12 protein-coding genes are annotated in these 14,539 nt (G+C 59.3%); 8 read left to right on the forward strand and 4 right to left on the reverse strand.

Going from position 1 to position 14,539, the window contains the following annotated elements:
• Positions 1 to 73 precede the first annotated feature (73 nt).
• Together mrcB and hrpB are read right to left on the reverse strand one after the other, a co-directional pair.
• Positions 74 to 2,581, reverse strand: a complete 2,508-nt coding sequence (mrcB, locus tag SERAS12_RS20910) for a bifunctional glycosyl transferase/transpeptidase (protein ID WP_013814449.1) — start codon at positions 2,579 to 2,581, stop codon at positions 74 to 76.
• 221 nt (positions 2,582 to 2,802) lie between these two features.
• Positions 2,803 to 5,265, reverse strand: coding sequence for an ATP-dependent helicase HrpB (hrpB, locus tag SERAS12_RS20915; protein ID WP_042437371.1), 2,463 nt, complete (start codon positions 5,263 to 5,265; stop codon positions 2,803 to 2,805).
• A gap of 56 nt (positions 5,266 to 5,321) precedes the next feature.
• Here hrpB and thpR point away from each other — a divergent pair, with 56 nt between their 5' ends.
• The 6 genes from thpR to folK all read left to right on the forward strand — a co-directional run bounded on the left by thpR (position 5,322) and on the right by folK (position 10,416).
• On the forward strand, positions 5,322 to 5,864 hold the full coding sequence (thpR, locus tag SERAS12_RS20920) for an RNA 2',3'-cyclic phosphodiesterase (protein WP_013814451.1): 543 nt from the start codon (positions 5,322 to 5,324) through the stop codon (positions 5,862 to 5,864).
• Complete coding sequence (gene sfsA, locus SERAS12_RS20925; protein WP_013814452.1) at positions 5,861 to 6,568, forward strand: DNA/RNA nuclease SfsA; 708 nt, start codon at positions 5,861 to 5,863, stop codon at positions 6,566 to 6,568. The genes thpR and sfsA overlap by 4 nt, the downstream gene beginning before the upstream one ends.
• 182 nt (positions 6,569 to 6,750) lie before the next feature.
• The gene (gene dksA, locus SERAS12_RS20930) at positions 6,751 to 7,206 is read left to right on the forward strand and encodes an RNA polymerase-binding protein DksA (RefSeq protein WP_004947862.1); all 456 of its coding nucleotides are present in this window, start codon (positions 6,751 to 6,753) and stop codon (positions 7,204 to 7,206) included.
• 195 nt (positions 7,207 to 7,401) lie between these two features.
• Positions 7,402 to 8,301: a tRNA glutamyl-Q(34) synthetase GluQRS gene (gene gluQRS / locus SERAS12_RS20935; protein WP_013814453.1), complete on the forward strand. Its 900-nt coding sequence runs from the start codon at positions 7,402 to 7,404 to the stop codon at positions 8,299 to 8,301.
• A gap of 61 nt (positions 8,302 to 8,362) precedes the next feature.
• The gene (gene pcnB, locus SERAS12_RS20940; RefSeq protein WP_071880467.1) at positions 8,363 to 9,916 is read left to right on the forward strand and encodes a polynucleotide adenylyltransferase PcnB; all 1,554 of its coding nucleotides are present in this window, start codon (positions 8,363 to 8,365) and stop codon (positions 9,914 to 9,916) included.
• The gene (folK, locus tag SERAS12_RS20945) at positions 9,916 to 10,416 is read left to right on the forward strand and encodes a 2-amino-4-hydroxy-6-hydroxymethyldihydropteridine diphosphokinase (RefSeq protein WP_004947882.1); all 501 of its coding nucleotides are present in this window, start codon (positions 9,916 to 9,918) and stop codon (positions 10,414 to 10,416) included. Before pcnB ends, folK begins: the two co-directional genes overlap by 1 nt.
• A gap of 23 nt (positions 10,417 to 10,439) precedes the next feature.
• On the opposite strand, the gene qseC is transcribed toward folK, so the two are convergent.
• Together qseC and qseB are read right to left on the reverse strand one after the other, a co-directional pair.
• The gene (gene qseC / locus SERAS12_RS20950) at positions 10,440 to 11,798 is read right to left on the reverse strand and encodes a quorum sensing histidine kinase QseC (protein ID WP_013814455.1); all 1,359 of its coding nucleotides are present in this window, start codon (positions 11,796 to 11,798) and stop codon (positions 10,440 to 10,442) included.
• A complete protein-coding gene (qseB, locus tag SERAS12_RS20955) occupies positions 11,795 to 12,457 on the reverse strand; it encodes a quorum sensing response regulator transcription factor QseB (RefSeq protein ID WP_013814456.1) in 663 nt (220 codons plus the stop codon). Before qseB ends, qseC begins: the two co-directional genes overlap by 4 nt.
• Positions 12,458 to 12,616: 159 nt before the next feature.
• On the opposite strand from qseB, the gene panB reads away from it, so the two are divergent.
• On the forward strand, positions 12,617 to 13,411 hold the full coding sequence (gene panB, locus SERAS12_RS20960; RefSeq protein WP_006327867.1) for a 3-methyl-2-oxobutanoate hydroxymethyltransferase: 795 nt from the start codon (positions 12,617 to 12,619) through the stop codon (positions 13,409 to 13,411).
• A 22-nt stretch (positions 13,412 to 13,433) separates the two neighbouring features.
• Positions 13,434 to 14,288, forward strand: a complete 855-nt coding sequence (gene panC, locus SERAS12_RS20965; RefSeq protein WP_013814457.1) for a pantoate--beta-alanine ligase — start codon at positions 13,434 to 13,436, stop codon at positions 14,286 to 14,288.
• Positions 14,289 to 14,539 lie beyond the last annotated feature (251 nt).

A 14,539-nucleotide genomic window follows, 5' to 3' on the forward strand; every position in this document is an offset into this window, starting at 1 on the left:
AAAAGGCCCGCAACTGACGTTACGGGCCTGCAACAAAAAACCTTTCAACAACGGGGATTAACCGCTCGCCAACTTACTGGCCCTGGCCGAACATATCCTTGATCCAACCGGCCACGCCGTCAGCGTCTTTTTGCTCACCTGCCGGCTGTTGTTGCTGTTGTTGCTGCTGCTGAGCGGCCTGGCTTGCCTGACACAACCCTTGCGGATTATCGGTCCACACCGGGATGCTGCGCCCGCCCTCGCCACAGACAAAGTTACCGGCGGAGTCGATGCCAATCTGGTTAATGCCTTCCGGCGGCTGCAGCATCAGCGGCAGCGGCGTCTGGTTTTCCAGATAGCGACGATACAGAGTCAGCGCACCGTTGGCACCGGTCAGCTTGGCCGGACCGTTGTTATCACGGCCAACCCAGGCGATTGCCACTTCTTTACCGTCGATGCCGGCAAACCAGCTGTCGCGCAGATCGTTGGTGGTACCGGTTTTCGCCGCCAGGTTGTAGTTGGGGAACTTCACCGACAGAGAACGGGAGGTCCCGCGCGCTACACCCTGCTGCATGGCGTACAGCGTCAGGTAAGCGGCCTGAGCCGGCACCATGCGTTCCGCTTGCGGGAAGCTCTGGTACAGCACCGAACCGTCTTCCGCGATCACCGAACGCACCGCAGACAGCGGCGCACGGTTACCGCCGCTGGCGATGGTTTGGTATTCCTGCGCCACTTCCATCGGCGTCAGACCAATCGCCCCCAGCAGCATCGAAGGCACCGGGTTGATTTCCGCTTTCGGAATACCCAAACGCTGCAAGGTAGCGCTGATTTGATCCAGCCCGACCGCCATGCCCAGGTTCACCGTCGGCACGTTGAGTGAGAAGGCCAGGCCATCCACCAGCATCACCTGTCCACGGAATTTGCGGTCGTAGTTGTTCGGCTGCCACACGCTGCCGTTCGGCTGTTTCAGCGACAGCGGTTGGTCCGCCAGCCAGGTATTCAGACGGTATTTGTCCGGCTCGGAAAGCGCAGTCAGATAGGTTGGCGGCTTGGCCAGCGACCCGACCAGACGGCGCGCTTGCATCGCGCGGTTAAAACCGGCGAACTGCGGGTTGGCACCGCCAACCATGGCGCGCACCTCACCGCTGAAGCGATCGACAATCACCATCGCCGCTTCCAGATCGTTAAGATGGCGAGCGGCACGCAGCGCCGGAATGCCGTCTTCGACCGCTTTTTCCGCCGCATCCTGAGATACCGGATCCAGCGTGGTGAAGATTTTCACCCCGGACAGGTCGTTCACCTTGTCGCCCAGTTTGGCCTGCAGTTCCTGACGCACCATCTGCATAAACGCCGGTTGCGGCGTGATCACCCCACCCTTCGGCTGCACGCCCAGCGGCCGCGCGCTGAGCATGTTGTACAGCTCGGCGTCGATAACCCCCTGATTTTGCAACAGCTTGAGCACCAGGTTGCGGCGCTCCAGCGCCAACGTCGGGTTGCGCCACGGGTTATACAAGGATGCGCCTTTCACCATCCCCACCAGCAATGCTTGCTGATCCAGACTCAGTTCGTCCACCGGGCGGCCGAAGTAATACAGGCTGGCCAACGGGAAACCGCGGATCTGGTCGCTGCCGCTCTGGCCGAGATACACCTCGTTCAGATACAGCTCAAGAATACGGTCCTTGCTGTAACGGTAATCCACCAACAGCGCCATGTAGGCTTCGTTGACTTTACGCCATAACGAGCGTTCATTGGTCAGGAACAGGTTCTTCACCAATTGCTGCGTCAGGGTACTGCCGCCCTGCACCGCACGCCCGGCGGTCAGGTTCGCCAGCATCGCACGGCCGATGGAGTAAGGGCTGATACCGTCATGCTCGTAGAAATGACGGTCTTCGGTTGCAATCAGCGTATCCACCAGCAGGTCCGGGAAACCGGCGCGCGGCACGAACAGACGCTGTTCACCGTTCGGTGACTGCAACATGGTAATCAGGCGCGGATCGAGTCGGAAGAACCCGAAGTTACGCTGGTTCTCCATGTTTTCGATTTTCGCCAGACGGTTGTTCTGGAAATCCAGACGGGCATGGATTTGCCCCTCTTTACCATCCGGGAAGTCAAACGGGCGGCGCAGCATCTCGATGCTGTTGGCCTGCACGGTGAACTCGCCCGGCCGGGTCATGCGGCTAACCTGGCGGTATTGCATACCTTCCAGCAGATCGACCATTTCCTTCTTGCTGTACGGCATGCCCGGTTCCAGGTTGACCATGCGGCCATAGACCGCGGCCGGCAATTGCCAGACCTTGCCGTCAATGCGGCTGCGGATCTGGGAATCCAGGTACACACCGTAGATCGCCAACAAAACCGCGACCACCAGAATCAGTTTGATAAGCAGGCCAAGCCAACGGCGTTTTTTACGCGGCGGAGTAGCTTTTACCTTACGCGGCACGCTTTCCTCCTCGTCTTCATATTCATCATCGTCATCTTGCTGCTCGTCTTCCTCGTAATCATCATAATCGTCGTCTCGGCGACGGCGCGGCGGTTTGCCCGACGCGGTGCGTTTTGGTTGTTTCCCTTTGCGCCCGATGGGCTCGCGGTCATCCCCAGCCATTGCTGTCATTCTCCAGACTTGGCGGCACTGCCGGCCATTATTAGTCGCTTAATCTGTCCCGACGCCAGGCCGCTGAACAGAAGAAACATCTGAATTCTCCCCCTAAATAATTGGCGTTGCATCAAGGTGGCAAGAGAGCTTATCCCGATGAGCTTACTCTAGTAAGTGATTCGGGTAAGTGAGTACAGCCAACACAGATGCGGCGTCAAGTATGACGGGGGTTACTGATATTTTTTCGTGCGCCGCGTGGGGGCGGTATTCGCCGGGTCGTCCGGCCACACGTGTTTCGGGTAGCGCCCTTTCATCTCTTTCTGCACTTCCCGGTAGGCACCTTGCCAAAACGCCGCCAGATCGCCGGTGATTTGCAACGGCCGGTGTGCCGGTGAGAGTAACTCAAGCACCACCGGGATGCGACCCTCGGCCAGCATTGGGCTGCGCTGTTCACCGAACACTTCCTGTAAACGCACCGCCAGCGCCGGCGGTTTGCCGGCATCATAGCGAATCGGCAAACGGCTGCCGGTCGGCACAGTGTAATGAGTGGGCAGCGCATTATCCAGCCGCTGCTTTTGCTGCCAGTCCAGCAGGCGCGCAAGGGCTTCGGCGATATTGACCTGTTTCAGCCCGCGCATGTCGCGTACGCCATTCAGGGAGGGCAGCAGCCATTGCTCCAGCCTCTCCAGCAGCGACTCATCATCGACCGGTGGCCAGGCAGCCTCCGGCAGCCAATTTTGCGCGCACTGCAAACGCAGGCGCAGCTGTTCGGCGGCGGTGTCCCAGTTGAGCACCGCCACACCCTGAGCGCGTACCCAGTTGAGCAGCGCCAGTTGCAGTTCTTCATCGGCCGGTTTGGCCAGCGGCTGCGCCCGCAGCGTCAGGCGGCCAATCTGTTGGCGTTTCCAGGCACGCAGCGTGCCCTTTTCTTCATCCCACTCCACCGCAGTTTGCTGGGAAACGATCGCCGGCAGTTGCGCCGCCAGTGCATCAATCTCCACCGGCAGCGCCAGCAGAATGCGCGCATCGGGGCTGTTGTGGCCCTGCAGCAGGCTTGGCGCGATCAGCCACGGCGCTCGCGACAGCGCCTCATCCTGATTCATCGCCGCTCCCATGCCGTTGGCCAGCAGATAACGGCCATCCTGACCGCGCCGCTGGGCGATGCGGTCGGTAAACGCCAACGCCAGCAAACACGGCGCCAAATCTGCATCAATCTGCCCGCTTCGCGGCTGCAAACGCCGCGCTAACTGGGCAGCACGGCGCTGCCAGTTTGGCTGCGGACGGCTCAGCCAGTAGCCGATATCCATCTGCCCATTGCGTGGCGGTTCCTCCAGCAGCGCAGCCAGCGCCGCAGCGGTCGCCAATCCATCCGCCCCCTGCTCTGCACCGTGGGTCAGCATCGCCGCCAATCGGGGTTCACAGCCTAGCGTAGCCATCTGCCGGCCCCGCGCGGTTAATTTGCCGCCGTCGTCGGTAGCGCCAAGGTGTTGCAGCAGCTTTCTTGCCGCCACCAGCGCCGTCTCCGGCGGCCGATCGAGCCAGGTCAGTTGCCCAACGTCATGGCAGCCCCACTGCAACAGCTCCAGCCAGAAGCCGGCAAGATCGCTTTGCAGGATTTCCGGTTCGGCATGCTCCGCTGCCCGCTCTGCCTGCTCTTTGGCAAACAGGTGCCAGCAAATACCGGGTTCCAGACGCCCGGCACGGCCGGCACGCTGGATCATCGACGCCTGGCTGATGCGCTGCGTCACCAGCCGCGTCAGGCCGTTACGCACGTCATAACGCGCCACGCGCTCCAGCCCGCTGTCCACCACCAACCGAATGCCTTCGATGGTCAGGCTGGTTTCGGCGATGTTGGTCGCCAGCACCACCTTGCGACGCCCGGCCGGCGACGGTTGAATCGCTTTTTGCTGCTGTGCCAGCGGCAATGCGCCATACAGCGGGCACAGGTCGGTATCGGCCGCCACCTCACCGTTCAGCCGCTCCAGCACCCGGTTGATTTCCGCCACGCCGGGCAGGAACAACAGCAGCGATCCGCCCTGTTCGGACAGCAGACGTTTCACCGCCACCGCCACACCCTCCTCCAGCCGTTGATGGCTGGCCAATGGCTGATATTCGCGTTCAACCGGGAAGCTGCGCCCCTCGGACACCACCACCGGCGCCTGCGGCAGCAACTGCGTCATACGGGCGTTATCCAGCGTCGCCGACATAATCAGCAGTTTGAGATCCTCACGCAGCCCCTGTTGCACGTCCAGCAACAGGGCCAACGCCAGATCGGCCTGCAGGCTGCGTTCATGGAATTCATCGAGGATCACCAGCGAGACGCCCTGCAGCTCAGGGTCCTGCTGCAACATGCGAGTGAGAATGCCTTCCGTCACCACCTCCAGCCGGGTATGCGGCCCGCTTTTGCTTTCGGCGCGCATGCGGTAACCCACGGTCTGGCCCGGCTCTTCCCCCAACTGTTGCGCCAACCGATACGCCACGTTTTTCGCCGCCAGACGGCGCGGCTCCAGCATGATGATGCGGCCCGGCAGGCCGGCTTTAGCCAGGATCTGCAGCGGTAACCAGGTCGATTTACCGGCGCCGGTTGGCGCGTGCAGCAACACCTGCGGGGCGGATTGCAGCGCAGTGAGCAATTCATCAAGAACCGCACTGACGGGCAGTGAAGACACAGAACTCTCCGTAGTGGTTAACATTGGACGGCGCACATTGTAGCATTAGACTCTGCATTTCATTCATTTGCCGGGTATCTATGTCCAGTTCGCGCCGCCTGTTTTTCGCCCTGACCTTACCGGATGCGCTACAGCAACAGGTGATCCGCTGGCGCGCCGAAGCTTTCACGCCCGAAGCCGGTCGGCCGGTCGCCGCGGCTAACCTGCATCTGACGCTGGCGTTTCTCGGTGATGTCAGCGCGCAAAAGGAAACCGCGCTGAAAAAACTGGCCGGTCGCATTATCCAACCCGGCTTCAGCATGGTACTGGACGATCTTGGCCACTGGCCGCGCCCTGGCGTGGTATGGCTTGGCACCCGCCGCGCACCGCGAGGAGTGTTGCAACTGGCGGAGCTGTTGCGATCGCAGGCGGCCCGCAGCGGCTGCTACCAAAGCCCGATGCCGTTTCATCCGCACATCACCCTGCTGCGCTCTGCAACGCAACCGGTAGCCGTGCCGCCCGCAACGCCGGGCTGGACCTTCAGCGCCGACACCTTCGCCCTGTACCAGTCAGTATTTGAGAACGGTCGCACGCGTTATCACCCGCTGGAACAATGGCCTTTAACCCATCAGGATACCCCATGATTTTCACCCCACCGCTACGTTCCGCCACGCTGATTAAACGTTACAAACGTTTTCTGGCCGACGTGATTACCCCGGAAGGCGAAACGTTCACCCTGCACTGCGCCAACACGGGCGCCATGACCGGCTGCGCCACCCCAGGCGATACCCTTTGGTATTCCACTTCGGATAACGCCAAGCGCAAATATGCCCACAGCTGGGAGTTGACCCATACCCAACAGGGGGATTGGATCTGCGTCAACACCCTGCGCGCCAACGGATTGGTGCGCGAAGCCATTGAGCATAATTTAATCAATGAATTATCCGGTTACAGTAAAATCAGCGGCGAAGTAAGATATGGCAGTGAAAACAGCCGTATCGATTTGTTATTACAGGCAGAAAATAGGGTTAACTGCTATATTGAAGTTAAGTCAGTCACATTACTGCAACAAGAACGTGGTTACTTCCCTGATGCGGTAACGCTCAGAGGACAAAAGCATCTGCGTGAGTTGCTCGGTGTGGTTGAAAGCGGGCAGCGGGCGGTTTTGTTTTTTGCTGTGTTACATAGCGGTATTGAACAGGTCGCACCGGCACATCATATAGATGAGCGTTATGCGGCACTGTTGGCACAGGTTCGGCAGTTGGGAGTAGAAGTCGTTTGTTATGGGGCTAAATTATCACCTGACGGTATATCTCTCTGCGATAAGTTACCGTTTTTTATCGATTAGCGACACCGGGCACCAATAACTCAACAACCGGTCATCGCGTCGCCAAATACGCCTTCCTTCACAGCATTGTCAAGCAGGCGACAGGAATAATTGCCAACCTACCTTCCATCTGTTATTTATAGCGGCCTGTTTTTCCCCCGCATTGGGGATTCGATAGTGCGTGTGTATGTAGGAGAAGCAACATGCAAGAAGGGCAAACCCGTAAAACCTCGTCCTTGAGCATTCTCGCCATCGCTGGGGTGGAGCCGTACCAAGAGAAGCCGGGCGAAGAGTACATGAACGTCGCCCAGTTGAAGCATTTCAAGCTTATTCTTGAAGCGTGGCGCAACCAGCTCAGGGACGAAGTGGACCGTACTGTATCGCATATGCAAGACGAAGCGGCCAACTTCCCGGATCCGGTAGACCGTGCCGCGCAGGAAGAAGAGTTCAGCCTTGAACTGCGTAACCGTGACCGTGAACGCAAACTGATCAAAAAGATCGAGAAAACGCTGAAGAAAGTGGAAGACGAAGATTTCGGCTACTGCGACTCCTGCGGCGTGGAGATTGGTATTCGTCGCCTTGAAGCGCGTCCGACTGCCGATTTGTGCATCGACTGCAAGACCCTGGCAGAAATCCGCGAAAAGCAGATGGCCGGCTAATACCGCTACTCTAAATGATTGGAGCTGTATCAAGGCGGCAAGAATGTGCATCCCGATGAGCTTACTTCGGTAAGTGATTTAGGTAAGCAGGCGCAGCCAACACAGAGGCAGTTTCAAGCATAACGAGTATGTTACCGCTGTGGCGCACGCTCCAACGTGCGCCACACAGAGAAAAGGGAAAGTTTCCCCTCTGATATGCAAGAAAGTCATTATGTGGGGCGCTTTGCCCCATCGCCTTCCGGAGATCTGCATTTCGGCTCGCTGATTGCCGCTCTGGGAAGCTACCTCCAGGCTCGTGCCCAACGCGGGCAATGGCTGGTTCGCATTGAAGATATTGACCCCCCGCGCGAAGTCGCCGGTGCGGCCGCCCGTATCTTATCCGCACTGGAACACTATGGTCTCCTCTGGGACGGCCAGGTCATCTATCAATCCCAACGTCACGAAGCCTACCGCGCAACCCTGGATCAGCTGCAACAACAGGGGCTTAGCTATTTCTGCAATTGCACCCGCAGCCGTATCCAGCAAATTGGCGGTTTGTATGACGGCCACTGCCGTGATTTGCATCTTGGCCCGCAGGGCGCCGCTATCCGTTTACGTCAATCCGCACCGGTTTACGCCTTTCACGATCGCCTGCAAGGCGAGTTGCGGGCCGATCCGGCTCTGGCGCGGGAAGATTTCATCATTCGCCGACGCGATGGGTTGTTTGCCTATAATTTAGCGGTAGTGATTGACGACCATTTCCAGGGCGTGACCGAAATCGTGCGAGGCGCCGATCTGATTGAGCCGACAGTGCGCCAGATTGCGCTGTATCATCAGTTGCAGGCGCCGGTCCCCGCTTATGTGCATTTGCCACTGGCGCTGGGTGCAAACGGCATCAAGCTATCGAAGCAAAATCATGCGCCCGCACTGCCCGAAGGCGATCCTCGCCCGGTGCTGATCGCCGCGCTGAAATTTCTGCGTCAACCGCTGCCGGAAAGCTGGCAAGATCTTGACCTGCCGTTATTATTGAGCTGGGCTATAGCACACTGGAAACTGGAAAATGTGCCCCGCCAGGTGGATGAAAACACATCGGCATTCTCAAAGGAGCCATGGTGAGCTATGATTAGCCGCTATTTTTTGTTAGCTCCATTTTTATCAGTCACTATCGAGGTGTACCATTTTTACCCGAGTAGCCAATTTCTGCCGTAAGGTACTAATCCGCGATGACAAGCTGCCCCGCGAGGATGCGCCGGTGAGCGATAAAAAGGTAATCCGCGAAGAAAGCGTGGTGGCTGAACAGCCTGCCGCGCCACAACAACAACGGCACGCCGAAAGCGGCAGAGAAACCCCTGCCCGCCGACCGGCGCCGCGTAAGCGCCCACCTTTTCCCGCAGCGGAGGGGACCGGCCCCATGACCGTGATCCCACGCGAGCAGCATTCAATCTCACGCAAAGACATCAGTGAGAATGCGCTGAAAGTGTTGTACCGCCTGAACAAATCCGGCTACGAAGCCTATCTGGTCGGTGGCGGCGTGCGCGATTTGTTGCTCGGCAAAAAGCCGAAAGATTTCGACATCACCACCAACGCCACGCCAGATCAGGTGCGCAAGCTGTTCCGCAACTGCCGCCTGGTCGGCCGCCGTTTCCGTCTGGCGCACGTGATGTTCGGACCGGAAATCATCGAGGTTGCCACTTTCCGCGGCCACCACGAGCAGCAAACCCCGGAATCAGACAAGAACTCTTCCCAGCAGGCCCAAAATGGCATGCTGTTGCGCGACAACATCTTCGGTTCGATCGAAGAAGATGCTCAGCGCCGCGACTTCACCATCAACAGCCTGTATTACGGCGTGGCGGACTTCACCCTGCGTGATTATGTTGACGGTATGCGTGACTTGCAACAGGGCGTGATTCGCCTGATCGGCGATCCGGAAACCCGCTACCGCGAAGATCCGGTGCGCATGCTGCGCGCGGTGCGCTTTGCCGCCAAGCTGGACATGAGCATCAGCGACGAAACCGCCGAGCCGATCCCACGCCTGGCGTCGTTGCTGCATGAAATCCCGCCGGCACGTCTGTTTGAGGAATCGCTCAAGCTGCTGCAGGCAGGTTACGGTTACCCAACCTATTTGAAACTGTGCGAATACCAGCTGTTCCAGCCGCTGTTCCCGCAGATAGCACGCCACTTCACGCCTAGCCATGACACGCCGATGGAGCGCATTCTGGCACAGGTGCTGAAAAACACCGATTATCGGCTGCAGAACGACATGCGCGTCAATCCGGCGTTCCTGTTTGCTGCTATGCTTTGGTATCCGCTGCTGGAACATGCGCAGAAACTGGCGCAGGAGAGCGGGCTGGCGTATTACGACGCCTTCGCGTTGGCGATGAATGACGTGCTGGACGAACAGTGTCGCTCACTGGCGATCCCGAAACGCATCACCACGTTGGTTCGCGATATCTGGCAGTTGCAGTTGCGCCTGTCTCGCCGCCAGGGCAAACGTGCGCACAAGCTGATGGAACACCCAAAATTCCGCGCCGCTTACGATCTGCTGGCGCTGCGCGCCGAAGTGGAGGAAAACCAGGAAATGCTGCGTCTGACCGAATGGTGGGGCGAGTTCCAGGAAGCCACGCCGGCGCGTCAGAAAACCATGTTGAGCACTTTGGGTGACGATCCCGCGCCACGTCGCGCGCGTCAGCGTCGCCCTCGCCGCCGGACGCCGCGTAAAGAAGGAGCATAATGATCCGCGTTTATATCGCGCTGGGGAGTAACCTGGCGCAACCGCTGCAACAGGTAAAAGCCGCACTGGAGGCGCTGGAGCATCTCCCGCGCACCCGATTGATCCTTTGTTCGTCGTTTTACCGCACCAAGCCGCTGGGGCCGCAGAACCAGCCGGACTTTCTCAATGCGGTGGTGGCGCTCGATACCTTGCTGCCCGCCGAACAACTGCTCGATCATACCCAAGCGATAGAACGCAATCAGGGCCGCGTGCGCAAAGATGAGCGCTGGGGCCCGCGCACCCTCGATCTGGACATCATGCTGTATGGCGAGCAGGTTATTCATACCGATCGCCTGACAGTGCCGCATTACGGCCTGAAAGAACGCGAGTTCATGCTCTACCCGCTGGCGGAAATCGCCCCCGAATTGGTGTTCCCGGACGGCGAGTCGTTGGCCAGTTGCCTGAAGCGCGTGCCGGAGAACGGCATGGAACTTTGGCATCAGCCCAAGCAAAAAGCCTGAATCGGGCGCAGCATGCAGCGCCCCTACAGCATCACCTGAGCGACAAACCCGCCTTCTGCCCGGTTGGCAAAGCTGATGCGCAGCCCGTGCAAACCGGCGATGCGCTGCACGATAGATAACCCCAACCCGCTGCCCGTTTGCTCCTGGCCCGGCGGACGATAAAAACGCTCACCCAGCCGTACCAGATGCTCCGCCGTTATTCCCGGCCCATTGTCTTCGACCGCCAGCAAGCGCTCTGTAAGCCTCACAGTGACGGTGCCGCCCGCAGGCGTGTAACGTACCGCATTATCCACCAAATTACGCACCAGCAGCGACAGCAGCAGCGCTTGCCCCTGTAACGGTATCGGTATGCCCTGCTGTTCGTAACGCAACGTGATGCCGGCGGCGTGAGCATGGCGATCCTGCTCCGCCAGCGTCATCGGCACTAACCGGCTCCAGTCGACCGGCGCCAAATCGGCCAGATCCGACAGTGAATCCAACCGCGACAACGTCAGCAACTGATCGACCAAGCGGGTGGCACGATCGATGCTCACCGTCAGATTGCCCAGCGCATGCTCGCGCATCGGCTCGTCGTCACCAGCCAATTGCACCACTTCCGTCTGCACCCGCAGTGCCGCCAACGGGCTACGCAGCTCATGGGCGGCATCGGAGGTAAAACGCCGCTCACGCACCAGTAGTGCGTTGATGCGCGTAAACAGCGCGTTCAGTGCATCCACCAGCGGCCTGACTTCGGTCGGTACCTGACGCGCATCCAACGGCGTAGCGTCGTCAGGCGCGCGCTTGCGCAGCCCGGCGGCCACCACGCGCAGTGGCCGCAGTTCACGCCCCACCATCAGCGCGATCAACAGCATCAGAATCGGCAACGTCACCAGCCACGGCACCAGTTGCCCGGTTACCATACCCAGCGCCATATCCCGCCGGTAATCCCATTCCTGGCCGACCACGATGCGATAGCGGCCGTCCGGGCTGGTCAGCCACAGCAGCCGCCAGCTGTCGTCATCGCCTCGGCGTTCGCCATCGGTAAAGCCTTCGCGTTCGCCGTCAAAGCGGAAATCCGCGCCGTTCTCACCGTCATTGAGCAACATCTTGCCGTTACGGTCGAAGATGGCGAACGCCAACGCATCGTCATCCTGCTTGCCCCGCTTGCCGTGATGCACCAGCTTCTTGGTTTTCGGCAGGCTACGCACGCTTTCGTCGGCCAGCAGATCGCCCAGATTGGCGGTCGCCAGGCGCTTGGCAAACAGCATCTGTTGGGTATCAAACACTTCATTGATGTTGTTGCGCGTCATCATCCACGCCACCAGGCTGGCGGAACACCAGGTCACCAGCGCCAGCAGGCTGAAAATAAGGATCAGCCGCAGCCGCAAGCTGAGATGTTTCACGAAACTTCCCCCAACGTGTAGCCCACGCCGTGAATGGTGCGGATAAAACCGTTACCCAACTTGCGCCGCAGGTGATGGATATGCACTTCCACTGCATTACTGCTGACTTCGTCATCCCAGTTGTACAGTTTTTCCTGGATCAGCGGCCGCGCCAACACTCGCCCCTTGTTATGCAGGAACAGCTCCAGCAGCGCCAGTTCACGCGGCGTCAAGGTTACCGGCTCGCCGTTGCAGCTCAGGCTGCGAGTGGCCGAGTCAAACACCAGGTTGCCATGCACCAGCTGCGGCATCAGTTGGCCATGACGGCGGCGGATCAACGCCTGCAGGCGCGCCGCGACTTCCGTCAGGGCGAAAGGTTTGCACAGGTAATCATCGGCACCGCTCTGCAGGCCACTGACCCGCTGCTCCAGTGCGTCACGCGCGGTAAGGATCAGCACCGGCACATCATGACCGGCCTGGCGCCATTGGCGCAACAAATCCAGCCCATCAAGGCCCGGCAAGCTGAGATCGAGGATCACCGCATCGTAAGGTGCGCTTTCCAACGCGTTTTTGCCGACCACCCCGTCGGTAAACCAGTCCAGATTAAAGCCGAGTTTGGTCAACCCGGCCTTGATGCCGTCACCGATTAACTTGTCGTCTTCTATCAGTAGAATTCGCATGCTCCTCCCTTTTTCGCTATTACATCACAAGGTTCTTAAGAACCCCTTAAGCTTCATGATCTGCGCTACCCACCCCGTTAGGGTTACAGTAGAATGACAGCACTTTTTTGCAGCCAGGGCCCTGCGCGTACCGCGCGGCTCTATTCAGGAGACGTAGTGATGAAACCCACCACCGTGACCCACTTGCGCCAGTGGAAGCAGGAGCAACGCAAGTTTGCTTCACTGACCGCCTACGATGCCAGCTTTGCCCAACTGTTTGAAGAGCAAGGCGTTAAAGTACTGCTGGTGGGCGATTCGCTGGGCATGACGCTGCAGGGCCACGACTCCACGCTGCCGGTCACCGTCGCCGACATCGCTTACCACACCCGAGCCGTACGCCGTGGCGCCCCGGCCTGCCTGCTGCTGGCTGACATGCCTTTCATGAGTTACGCCACCCCGGAACGGGCCTTCGCCAACGCCGCCGAACTGATGCAGGCCGGCGCCAATATGGTGAAACTGGAAGGCGGCAGTTGGCTGTGCGAAACGGTGAAAATGCTCACCGAGCGCGCCGTACCGGTATGCGGCCACCTCGGCCTGACGCCGCAGTCGGTGAACGTATTCGGTGGCTACAAGGTGCAAGGCCGTGACGAGCTCGCCGCCAAACAACTGCTGGAAGATGCGCAAAATCTGGAGCTGGCCGGCATGCAGCTGCTGGTGCTGGAGTGCGTACCGACCGAACTGGCACGCAAGATCACCGAAGCGCTGTCCATTCCGGTGATCGGCATTGGCGCCGGCAACGTGACCGATGGCCAGATTCTGGTGATGCACGACGCCTTTGGCATTACCGGCGGTCATACGCCGAAATTCGCTAAAAATTTCCTGGCGCAAAGCGGCGATATCCGCCTGGCGGTGCAACAGTATATGCAGGAAGTGGAGCAAGGCGCTTACCCCGCTGAAGAACACTCTTTTAATTAAGCGATCGTTCCAGGAGCTATCAATGATTATTATCGAAACCCTGCCTTTGCTGCGTCAGCAGATCCGCCGCTGGCGCCAGGACGGCAAACGCATCGCGTTGGTGCCTACCATGGGCAATCTGCACGAAGGCCATATGACGCTGGTTGATGAAGCCCGAGCGCGCGCCGATATCGTGGTGGTCAGCATTTTCGTGAATCCGATGCAGTTCGAACGCCCTGACGATCTGGCGCGCTACCCGCGCACCCTGCAGGAGGACAGCGAAAAGCTGACCCGCCGCAACGTCGACCTGGTGTTCGCACCGGCGCCGGCCGATGTCTACCCCCAGGGGCTGGAACAGCAAACCTATGTCGACGTGCCGGGCATTTCCACCATGCTGGAAGGCGCCAGCCGCCCTGGTCATTTCCGCGGCGTCGCCACCATCGTCAGCAAACTGTTCAATCTGGTTCAGCCGGATCTGGCCTGTTTTGGCGAGAAGGACTACCAGCAACTGGCGCTGATCCGCAAGATGGTGGCGGACATGGGGTACGACATCGATATCGTCGGCGTACCGACCGTGCGCGCTAAAGACGGCCTGGCGCTCAGCTCGCGCAACGGCTACCTGACTGCCGAAGAACGCAAAATCGCGCCTCAGCTCAGCAAGATCATGAACGCATTGGCAGAACAACTCAGCAACGGCGAGCGCCACGTCGACGATCTGCTGGAGCAAACCGCCGCGCACCTGCGCGCCGCCGGTTTCACCCCGGACGAACTGTTTATCCGTGACGCCGACAGCCTGCAACCGCTGGGTGTTGAAAGCCAACGCGCAGTGGTACTGATGGCCGCCTGGCTGGGCAAGGCACGCCTGATCGACAACCAGCAGGTTGACCTGACACTATAAGTTATTTTTTGTGCAATCGTCACCGTTGTAGCCCACCCGAAAGTAGACAGGGATGGCGTTATCGGTGACGATAAACACCGGATGGATGTTCAACCCCAATCGCTTCTATATACCCTAAATAATTGGCGTTGCAGCAAGGTGGCAAGCCCGTAAGTCCCCGGGAGCATAGACAACTTCTATGACTGGGGTGATCGGATACAGCCAACACAGGTGCAGCGTCGAGTATGGCGGGGATAGGCGGATATTCAGTT

It is taken from the genome of Serratia sp. AS12, assembly GCF_000214195.1.
In the GTDB taxonomy this organism is placed as follows: domain Bacteria; phylum Pseudomonadota; class Gammaproteobacteria; order Enterobacterales; family Enterobacteriaceae; genus Serratia; species Serratia plymuthica.